At 53.5% G+C, this 8,251-nt stretch carries 9 protein-coding genes; all 9 read left to right on the forward strand.

Features of this window, described 5'->3' with window-relative positions; all coding sequences use genetic code 11:
• Positions 1-1,081, forward strand: a 1,081-nt coding sequence (locus JW953_07325; protein MBN1992501.1) for an ABC transporter permease, incomplete at its 5' end; no start/stop codon positions are given.
• A gap of 156 nt (positions 1,082-1,237) precedes the next feature.
• Positions 1,238-1,867, forward strand: coding sequence for a TetR/AcrR family transcriptional regulator (locus tag JW953_07330; protein ID MBN1992502.1), 630 nt, complete (start codon positions 1,238-1,240; stop codon positions 1,865-1,867).
• A complete protein-coding gene (locus JW953_07335; GenBank protein MBN1992503.1) occupies positions 1,864-2,982 on the forward strand; it encodes an ABC transporter permease in 1,119 nt (372 codons plus the stop codon). The genes JW953_07330 and JW953_07335 overlap by 4 nt, the downstream gene beginning before the upstream one ends.
• A 4-nt stretch (positions 2,983-2,986) precedes the next feature.
• Positions 2,987-4,120: an ABC transporter permease gene (locus tag JW953_07340; protein ID MBN1992504.1), complete on the forward strand. Its 1,134-nt coding sequence runs from the start codon at positions 2,987-2,989 to the stop codon at positions 4,118-4,120.
• Between the two features lie 303 nt (positions 4,121-4,423).
• Positions 4,424-5,062 (forward strand): TetR/AcrR family transcriptional regulator, encoded by a 639-nt coding sequence (locus tag JW953_07345; protein ID MBN1992505.1) that lies wholly within the window; start codon positions 4,424-4,426, stop codon positions 5,060-5,062.
• A 23-nt stretch (positions 5,063-5,085) separates the two neighbouring features.
• Positions 5,086-6,183, forward strand: coding sequence for an ABC transporter permease (locus JW953_07350; protein ID MBN1992506.1), 1,098 nt, complete (start codon positions 5,086-5,088; stop codon positions 6,181-6,183).
• A gap of 21 nt (positions 6,184-6,204) precedes the next feature.
• Complete coding sequence (locus JW953_07355; protein MBN1992507.1) at positions 6,205-6,666, forward strand: nitroreductase family deazaflavin-dependent oxidoreductase; 462 nt, start codon at positions 6,205-6,207, stop codon at positions 6,664-6,666.
• 92 nt (positions 6,667-6,758) lie between these two features.
• Positions 6,759-7,742, forward strand: a complete 984-nt coding sequence (locus tag JW953_07360) for an ABC transporter ATP-binding protein (protein ID MBN1992508.1) — start codon at positions 6,759-6,761, stop codon at positions 7,740-7,742.
• Between the two features lie 75 nt (positions 7,743-7,817).
• Positions 7,818-8,251: ABC transporter ATP-binding protein (locus JW953_07365; protein MBN1992509.1), on the forward strand; the 434-nt coding region annotated here is incomplete at its 3' end.

An 8,251-nucleotide genomic window follows, 5' to 3' on the forward strand; every position in this document is an offset into this window, starting at 1 on the left:
AGCCCTGCAATTTCTGCGATACCGCCTGCTACTGATTTTTGTGGTAGCGTTTCCCATCTGGAATCTGACCTCGGTGGCCCAGATGGTTTCGCGGGGAATTATGCACATTCCCACTGCAGTGTACGACCAAAATCAAAGCCGGACCAGCCGAGAGTTGGTGACCATGCTCACCAACTCCGACGTTTTTGAGGTCAATGATTACGCCAGCAACCAGGCCGAACTGAATGAACTACTAGAACGAGGCACGGCCAAAGTGGGCCTGATCATTCCCCCCACTTTTAGCCGGGATGTGGAAAGGCAGACGGCCACGGTGCAAGTACTGCTGGATGGCAGCGAAACCTCCACCGCCCTCATCGCCCAGGCCTACCTGGAAGGCATGGCCTACGTGTACGTTCAGCGGGTGCTGGCCGGGGCAACGGTTCTGCCAGGCGAATTGGCCCAGATTGATACCCGCGCCCGCACTTGGTTCAACGAAGACATGCGCCGCGAAGTTTTTCAACTGCCCGGCGAAATGGCCGGGGGCCTGGCCATGTTGTCCGTGCTCCTGCCGGCTCTGGCCATCATCAAAGAACGCGAAGAAGGCACGCTGGAACAACTCTTTGTCACCCCGCTGCGTTCCTTTGAACTGGTCATCGGCAAAAGCCTGCTCACGCTGGTCATTGCCTATCTAGCGTTTTTGGGGATGCTGAGTTTGAACGTGCTGCATTTTGCGGTGCCGCTGCGCGGGTCGCTGGCGCTGCTGCTGGTCCTGACCGGTTTGTACATTTTTGTCGAGATGGGCTGGGGTTTGCTCATTTCGGCTACGGCCAGAACTCAGGGCCAGGGATTCTTAGGGGCGTTCATCATTGTTATCCTCGAAGTTATCCTCTCCGGCCAGGTTTTGCCGGTGGAGTATATGCCACGCGCCGCTCAGGTTATTGGGTACTTGATGCCCAATCGCCACTATACCACCATTGTCCGCAACATCATGCTCAAAGGTTCTACCCTGGCCGACCTGTGGCCCCAACTGATCGCGCTGGGTGTAGTGGGTCTTGTGCTCTATATGCTGGCGGTGAATCGCCTGCAAAAAAGGTTGGAGTAAGTGGCGTCTCTGTTCTTTAACAATCATATATTCTCTGTTTGACCTTCAAGGTCTGGCGGATCATAGTACTCCGGTACAATTTGCCCCTGGGGGATTTCGTGCTATATTTTTGATTGACTAATCAGTCAATTAAAAACAGAAAGGAATCCATAAATTATGCCTCGTACCGCAGCGCAAAACAAACAAATCCGCCAGACGCGAACCCAACAAATCCTTGAAGCGGCCCGAAAGGTTTTTGCCGAACAAGGTTTCCACAACACCCGCATGTCCGACATCGCTCAGGCCATTGGCTCCAGCCAGGGCACGCTGTACCACTACTATCGCAGCAAAGATGAGCTTTTTCTGGCGGTGCTCAACGTTTGGAACGAACAAATTGAAGCCATTGTCAAACAATTGCCGCAAAGCGACGCCCATGTAACGGATAAATTCTGGCTGGTCAATCAACTGGCGGTGAGCTTTTTTGAAACCGGCGAAGATTTACTGCCCGTTCTGGTGGAATATTGGGCCTACCTCCTGCACAATCCTGCCGCTGCAGCCGGTTTTAAGGAGTTTTTCCTGGTTATGCAACAGTCGTTCAAAGACATCATCCGGGAGGGCATTGCCGCCGGAGAATTTAAGCCCGTTGACGTTGAACTGGCTTCGGCCCTGCCCCTGATCATCTTGGACGGCGTCACCTTGCTGACCGCCATTCTCGGCCAAAACTTGATGCAGCCGGCTGAACAAGTCAAACTCGCGCAGCAGCTTGTGTTTGAGGGGTTCCTGACCAAACCGGAGGCGACGGCATGAGGGCCTTTTGGGCAATTGCGCACAACGAAATGGCGCAGCTTTACCGCGATATGTGGTACCTGTTTTTGCTGACCATCGGCGGGATGGCCTCGCTCATTATTATGGCCTATACCATGTCGGCCGATATTGAGCGGGTGGAAACGCTGATGGTAGACCTGGACCAAAGCCGTGAGAGCCGCCGCTTTATCCAGGCCCTGCAAAACGACACCTTTTTTGCTCTCAATTTTATGGCCGGCCGCCGGGCCGCCGAGCAACACTTGCAGGAAGGCACGGCTCGCGTGGTCATCATCATCCCGGCTGATTACGGCCAACGTCTCAACCGGGGCGAAACGGTTCAGGTGCAAGCCCTCATTGACGGCAGCATCCCCAATATCGCCGAGCCGGCCCGCGCCCATCTCTCGGCCCTGACCCGTCGTTTGGCGCAGGACGTGCTGGTTGAACAGTTGACCCGGCAGGGAATGGCCGCTGCCGCGTCGCCGGCGTTTCAGCCTCGCGTGCGTTACAACGCCGCGCTCAAAACCATTGTCAGCGTAATACCGGGCATGATGGGCATTGTGCTGTCCATTTCGGCGGTGGGGGCAGCCTCGGCCCTGGGCCGCGAGCGAGAACGGGGCACGTTTGAAATGCTCATCTGCACGCCGTTGGGTCGCTGGCCGCTGCTGCTGGGCCGGGTTTGCCCTTACGTGCTCATCGGCCTGCTCGACGTGATCCTGTTTGCCGCCATTGGCCACTTTATTTTTAACATGCCCCTGCGCGGCAACCTGGTTTTGTTTGTTCTGTTGAGTTGCGCCTATCTTTTTGCCATCACCAGCACCGGCGTGCTGATTGCCCAATTTGTGCAAACGCAACACGCGGCAATGATTATCACCTTTATGTTGTTTGGCATTGCTCCGGCCTATCTATCCGACATCTTTTTTCCGGTTTTTACCATGCCTGCTTGGCTACAACAGGAATCGGCCCTGATGCCCGCCACGCACTTTACTGCCATTGCGCGAGGCATTTTTCTCAAGGGCGTTGGCTGGCAAGCTTTGTGGCCAAACACGCTAGCCCTGCTGCTCACCGGCATGGTGATGAGTACGCTAGCTTATCTACGCTTCCAGAAGAAGTTGGGGTGAGAGCATGAACGTCGTCCGCCGCATCAGCCACATTGCCCTCAAAGAATTTTTGGAACTCTGGCGACACGCCGGGATTGTGGCCTTTGTGCTGGCCATTCCCATGATTGAAGTGATTGTGCTGGGTTACGCCACTTCAGGCGATATCCAGAACCTGCCCGCCGCCGTTTACGACGCCGACCGCACTGCCGCCAGCCGCCGCCTGATCAAGACCATTGAGGAGGATCGCGGCTTTCAAGTGACCCACCTGGCCGATGACCTGGCCCAGGCCGAACGGATGCTGGAGCAAAACCAGATTAGCGCCTTTTTTGTTATCCCGCCGGGTTTTGAGCAAACCCTGCTGGATGGCCGGGATACTGCCGCCGTAGCCGTGGTGATTGACGGCAGCAATACGGCTGTAGCCAACTACACTGCCATCTATGCTGACGAGGTAGGGGGACACTTTGCCGTGCAGAACTTGGGCGGGCCAAATCTGCATCCGCAAAAACAGACAATATTGCCTATCCAAACCGAAACCCGCATCTGGTACAACCAAACCCTGCGCCGCGAGAATTTCTACGTGCCGGCCTTGTTGGGCACTATGTTGTCGCTGGTGATTCTGGCGATTACGGCCATCAGCATTGTGCGCGAGCGCGAGCGGGGCACGCTGGAACAACTCATGGTTTCGCCGACCCGGCCGGCGGAACTGATTGCGGGCAAACTGGCTCCCATTGTTTTCATCGCCTATTTCGAGTTAGGAATGATGTTGGTGATTGTCTTGCGGCTTTTTGACATCCCCATCAAAGGCTCGCTGGCCTTGTACGTGGCCTTGATGTCGGTTTACATGCTGGCCGAGATGGGCATTGGCATACTGATTTCAACAGTGTCACGCAACCAGGCCCAGGCTTTGCCGTCCATCTTTTTGCTGGTTACGGTCTACGGCATTTTGGCCGGCTTTATGACGCCGGTGGAAACCATGCCCGCCGTGGCGCAGTGGCTCTCAAACCTGATTCCCTTAAAATACTTTATCAACATCACCCGCGAGTTGTTTGCCAAAGGCGCCGGTCTCGAATCGTTAATCCCGCAACTCATCCCGCTGATTGTGATGAGTGCCATCCTTTTCACCGCCAGCATCCTATTATTACGGCGACGATTAATCTGATAGATAAACTCTGTAAAGGAGTGTTACATAATGAATTCCGATAAAATCCATGATTATTATGGAGAGGATGCAACTCAATACGAGAGCCAGGCTGCTGAAATTGGTTGGCATGGTCATGAAGTCATGTTTAATGTACGAATTCGTCAAGCCTAGAGTAAGCCTGACATTGTTTACCGAACCTTAAAAATTTGATCAAAATCCTTGACAACAACCCAGATTCATGATAAATTTTGAGTAATTGCTCATTTTTTGAATTTATACTCATTTTATGAGTGTTCACTCAATTCGAGAAAGGGTTGTGTTATGAACAACGAAAAATCAACGAGCCGGCGCGAGCGACGCATCGCCGCCCGTAAAGAACAAATTCTGCAAGCGGCCGCCGAGGTTTTTCGAGAAAAAGGCTATGGCCGGGCCACCACCAAAGAAATTGCCGACGCCGCCGATGTGTCGGAGGGCACGCTTTATAATTACTTCAACAACAAGCGTGAGCTGCTCATTGGCCTGGTACAGGACTTTACCAATGAAACCATCGCCGACATTGCCGAAATCCAGGCCGAGGGAATTGAGGACTTAATGATACAGGTGATGGTTAGCCGTTTAAAAAAAATGCGCCACAAACGCCTGATCACCCTCTTCCTGCACGAGGCCCGGATGGACCCTGAAATCCATCAATATTACGTAGAAGAGATGTTGGGCCGGTTTATCCACGAACTGGAAGAACGGCTGCGGGCGCTCATCAACGCCGGCATCATGCGGCCCATCAACCCGGCTATCACGGCTCGCGTCATTGTCAGCGCCATGACCGGGCTGGCCATAATTTTTGATGTGGGCGACGATACAGTGGTACAAGAAATGTCGGATGAGGAATTAGCCAAAGAAATGCTGAACTTTTTCAAACATGGCCTGTATCCCTGCCCGCCAACAGAGAAAGGCAGGGCCTGATGATCCGCCGGTTGTTCTCAATAATGTACAAAGAGTTTTTGCACATGTTCCGCGACCTGCGGATGTTAAGCTGGCTGTTCCTTATTCCCATTGTGCAGCTTTTCCTGCTGGCCTACGCGGCCAATCCCAATGTGGACCATTTGAGAACAGCCGTACTCGATCTGGATCACTCCACCCGCAGCCGTGACCTGCTTGCCACTTACCAGGCCTCAAACTATTTTGACATCACCCATTTTCCCGATGACCAAGCCACAATGGGGCAATTACTCGACCTGGGCCAGATTCGGGCCGGCCTCATCATCCCGGCCGGGTTTGGCGATCAATTGGGCCGCAAAGAACGCCCACAGGTGAAGTTTATTATTGACGGTTCCGACCCCACCGTGGCCAATGCCGCCTATTCTGCGGCCCAAACCGTGGGGCAGGCTATTTCTATGCAACTAACGCGCGAATTAGTGGGGGTGGAGCCTGAACATCAACCGGGGCTGGATGTCCGGCCCCGGGTCTGGTACAACCCGGATATGCGCAGCGAGAATTTTATGGTACCGGGTGTGGTCGGTCTCATCCTGCAAATGCTTTCAATGATGATGACGGCTATGGCCATTGTACGAGAACGGGAACAAGGGACAATGGAACAACTCGTTGTTACCCCGATCCGCCCTTATGAACTTATCCTGGGTAAAGTGACTCCCTATGCCGTCATCGTTTTCATCAACGTCATTGGCGTGTTAACTTTAGCCGTACTCTGGTTCAAAGTGCCGATTCACGGCAGCGTGCCCTGGCTCTTGCTGCTGACGGCCTTTGCCATGATCACCACCCTGGCCCTGGGCCTGCTCATTTCAACCATAGCCCGTAGCCAGCAGGAAGCGATGCTGGTCACCTATCTCTTATTGATGCCTTCGATTTTTCTATCAGGCTATATCTTTCCGCTCGAAGCAATGCCAGCGGCCTTACGCTTTTTGAGCAACTTTGTGCCTTTACGCTATTTGTTGGTGGTCATTCGGGGCATCATCCTCAAGGGTGTTGGCCTGGAACTGCTACGACAAGAGATAATTATCCTGGGCATGTTCAGTATAGTTATCCTGGCCCTGGCAACAACCCGGTTTCAAAAGAAGCTGGAGTAACATCTGATTCGGAGATTTACCATGAACCGCTTAACAAAATTTCTCTTTCGAGTGGGCAAATATCCACCCCAACTTGTCTACGCTCTCGGCCTGGGGCCAATCTACGGGCGACTGGTTTTACTGCTGACCACCGTTGGCCGCAAGTCGGGGCAGCCGCGAGTCACGCCCTTGCAGTATGAAGAAATAGATGGAATTATTTACGTGGCTGCTGCGCGGGGACAGCAGGCCGATTGGTTTCGTAATATCGTGGCCAATCCAAAAGTTGAAGTGCGCGTTAAAGATAAACATTTTCACGGCCTGGCCGAACCCATCACCGACCCGGCCCGCATTGCCGATTTTTTAGAATTGCGCTTTGAACGTCACCCCCGGATGCTAGGCGTTATGTTTCGGGCGCAAGGCTGGTCGTCACGGCCCGACCGCGCCCAATTGGAACAGTATGCGGCCAATCGAGCGATGGTAGTTATCCGGCCCGTTGAAAATTGAGTTTAATTTGGAAAGAGTGATCGTTGAAGGAAATTCCTATGAGCTCCCCGGAGCCACAAATCGGTAGGAACTGGCAAAAGAGTGTATCAAAAATGAATAATAACAAAGTTATCATCAAAACAGAAAATCTGACCAAACGTTTCAAAAACATCACGGCGGTAGACGGTTTGAATTTGGAAATCAAACAGGGCCGCATCTTTGGCCTGGTTGGGCCAGACGGCGCGGGTAAAACCACCACCATGCGCATGCTGGCCGCCATTATGGACCCCAGCCAGGGCAACGCCACCATCGCCGGGTTTGACCTGCGCAAACAGGCCGAGCAGATCAAAGAACACATTGGCTACATGGCCCAACAATTTGCCCTGTACGGCGACTTGAGCGTGCTGGAAAACCTCAGCTTTTTTGCCGACGTGTACGGCGTGCGCGGCAAACAACGGAAGGAACGCATCGAGCGGCTGCTCAACTTTGCCCGGCTCACGGAATTTACCGAGCGGCGAGCGGGACGTCTTTCCGGCGGGATGAAAAAGAAACTGGGCCTGGCCTGCGCCCTCATCCACTCGCCCGACATCCTGTATCTCGATGAACCGACCACGGGCGTTGACCCGGTTTCCCGCCGCGAATTTTGGGACATCCTGGCCAACCTGCACGTAGAGGGCACCACCATTTTGGTGAACACGCCCTACATGGACGAAGCCGAACGCTGCTCGCGAGTAGGGCTGATGTACAACGGCCGCTTGATTGAACAGGGCACGCCCGCCGAGATCAAAGCCCTCATTCCCGGCGAACTGATGGAATTCAAACCGGAATCGCCCCAGGGTTGGGGCGTGGGCCTGTTGCGCCAGGCCAACAAAATTCTGGCCAAACAAGAAGGCGTTTTGGAGGTGCAAACTTACGGCGACCTGATGCACGTGTTTGTAGACAATCTCGAACAACGCCGCCCGCAACTGGAAACAGCCCTGGCCGCCGCCCAGATCAATATGACCAATTTCCGCCAGACCATGCCCCGGATGGAAGAGGCGTTTATCTCGTTGATTGGGAAATTGGAAGGCCAAAAACCGGAACAAACAACTTCCTGAATAAATCGGGGGAATTTTGTAGTGCGTATGGGGTAAAACGTAAACGAAATACGTTTTAACATAGGTAAGGTAATCATGGAAAATGAACAACCAACAACCAACCACAACGGTATCGCCATTGAGGTAAACGGCCTCACCAAAAAATTTGGCGACTTTACCGCCGTTAACAATATCAGTTTTGAAGTGCCGCGCGGCGAAATCTTTGGCTTTCTGGGGCCAAATGGCGCGGGCAAAACCACCACTATTCGCATGCTGCTTGGCTTGTTAACGCCCACCGCCGGTTCGGCCAAGGTTATTGGTTTTGACGTAGCCAAAGAAAGTGAGCGGCTGCGCAAACGCATTGGTTACATGAGCCAAAAGTTCAGCCTCTACAACGATTTGACCGTAGAAGAAAACCTCAATTTTTACGGCGGCGTGTATGGCGTGCGGGGCCGCAAACTGAGGGAAAGAAAAAAGTATATCCTGGCCATGGCCGGGCTGACCGGGCGCGAACGGGAACTGACCAAAAA

The organism is Anaerolineae bacterium (assembly GCA_016931895.1).
Taxonomy (GTDB): Bacteria; Chloroflexota; Anaerolineae; order 4572-78; family J111; genus JAFGNV01.

Bases quoted from the DNA above. Each gene is read 5' to 3' on its own strand.
- JW953_07340 (MBN1992504.1), top strand. From the start codon at position 2,987: ATGAACGTCGTCCGCCGCATCAGCCACATTGCCCTCAAAGAATTTTTG.
- JW953_07360 (MBN1992508.1), top strand. From the start codon at position 6,759: ATGAATAATAACAAAGTTATCATCAAAACAGAAAATCTGACCAAACGT.
- JW953_07355 (MBN1992507.1), top strand. From the start codon at position 6,205: ATGAACCGCTTAACAAAATTTCTCTTTCGAGTGGGCAAATATCCACCC.
- JW953_07330 (MBN1992502.1), top strand. From the start codon at position 1,238: ATGCCTCGTACCGCAGCGCAAAACAAACAAATCCGCCAGACGCGAACC.
- JW953_07345 (MBN1992505.1), top strand. From the start codon at position 4,424: ATGAACAACGAAAAATCAACGAGCCGGCGCGAGCGACGCATCGCCGCC.
- JW953_07335 (MBN1992503.1), top strand. From the start codon at position 1,864: ATGAGGGCCTTTTGGGCAATTGCGCACAACGAAATGGCGCAGCTTTAC.
- JW953_07350 (MBN1992506.1), top strand. From the start codon at position 5,086: ATGTACAAAGAGTTTTTGCACATGTTCCGCGACCTGCGGATGTTAAGC.